Below are 1,509 nucleotides of genomic sequence, written 5' to 3' on the forward strand. Positions count from 1 at the left end.
TAGGAAAGCATGGGGATGAAGGTATGATAGCGAGATATGTAAAAGAACAAGATAAAGAATACCTGCAGCTACACCAAAATCTACAATTGAGTCTATTTTGATTCTGATACCCCGTCCGCTTGCGGCGGGGTAGTTCATTCATAGATTTTTATCGATGGTGGAAGATGAAATACCAGATAGCCCCGATATGATTATCCATTTTTTTGGAGAACGATAGACTCTGTCTGACCAATCTAGAAATTCTTTGTCGAAGAGTATTGTTTAATCTTTCAATAGGATTAGTTTGACCAGTTTCTTTACCTACTGCCCGATGACTTTTACGAGGAATTACTGTCTTATATAACTCCCAAAAGTCTGTGTAAGCAACAGCACATTGTCGATAAACTCATGGGAGACTTTTCCAGAGCTTTTTAGCTGATTTACGGCTTCTATCTCCTAAATAACAACCAATTATTTCTCGGGTAGTTCTATCGATAGCTAACCAAATATATACCTAAATTTTATTACAAAATAATAATGACTATAACTCATCCAATTCTATGATTAATTTGCCTTTAGGTTTGTCTGTTACCTATACCTGGCGAGGAAATTGGTTAAATTTATTATTAAGATAGTTTTGTAAACATGACCAACTCACTCCAGTTACTCTAGCAATTCCTCGCAGAGAAATTCTTTCTAGTAGCAGGAGATTTATTAATTTTTGGGTTTCGTTAGAGACGGTTTTATGACTAGGATTAATTACCAACGGTTGACCACAATTTTTACCCTTACGTTTCGGTTTGCCATTATGTGTAGAACCATTTTTGATGGTATGGCAAGAACCACATTTAGGACAACTAAATATTGAAGCTTGTGAATCTTTTGTCAGAAGATTCTGTTCTAAATCTTCATCGCCATCCAACCAAAGTTTAATGATCCAAGAGAAGATATTGATAAAAACAGCAATCATAAAAAGCAAATTCTTGACATTTGTCAGGTAATTATTTTTATTAGTAAATATTCTACACAACTCAGGCTAGATAAGCAAGAGAGCTACGCCACTACTATCGGATCACTACCGTCGGTTCTTGTTACGGCGATCGCCTGTACTTTTGAAAATGGTGACAAAACGGGAATCATAGGCACAATTCAAACTTGAGTTTTGCGACTACCTGAGTGATCTAACTCACACAGCTTAAATCATGCAATCCATAAGGTCAATCAATTTGGCAATCAAAAAGTACTGGATATGGGAGTGATCGGGGGGAAATTTAGGCACTTTTTCCCTGAAACCCACATTCCGCACCCTCAACTGTCACATAAGCTGTCCCCCTCCAGAGACTTGAGTAAAAATACTTAGCTGGTGAAGGTTTTCTCGGTGGCCGCTAGGGGGGGTCTTGAGACCCCTAATTAGGGTCTGCTGAAAAAGTTTTTCGTGGGGACAGGGTGTGGGGTGTGGGGTGTGGGGTGTAGGGTTTTACCGATTCTCATCTGGTCAATTACCTAATTTTCAGAGAAAAAGTCCCAGAA

The 1,509-nt window shown here is 38.5% G+C and carries 2 pseudogenes; one reads left to right on the forward strand and one right to left on the reverse strand.

The window, feature by feature from the left end:
* A pseudogene (locus O9332_RS28400) lies at nucleotides 1–101 on the forward strand (IS200/IS605 family transposase); the annotation flags it as partial.
* Between the two features lie 47 nt (nucleotides 102–148).
* Here O9332_RS28400 and O9332_RS11235 read toward each other — a convergent pair.
* Nucleotides 149–868 (reverse strand): annotated as a pseudogene (locus O9332_RS11235) (IS1 family transposase).
* Nucleotides 869–1,509 lie beyond the last annotated feature (641 nt).

The sequence above is a fragment of the Microcystis sp. LE19-10.1B genome, assembly GCF_027530565.1.
In the GTDB taxonomy this organism is placed as follows: Bacteria; Cyanobacteriota; Cyanobacteriia; order Cyanobacteriales; family Microcystaceae; genus Microcystis; species Microcystis aeruginosa.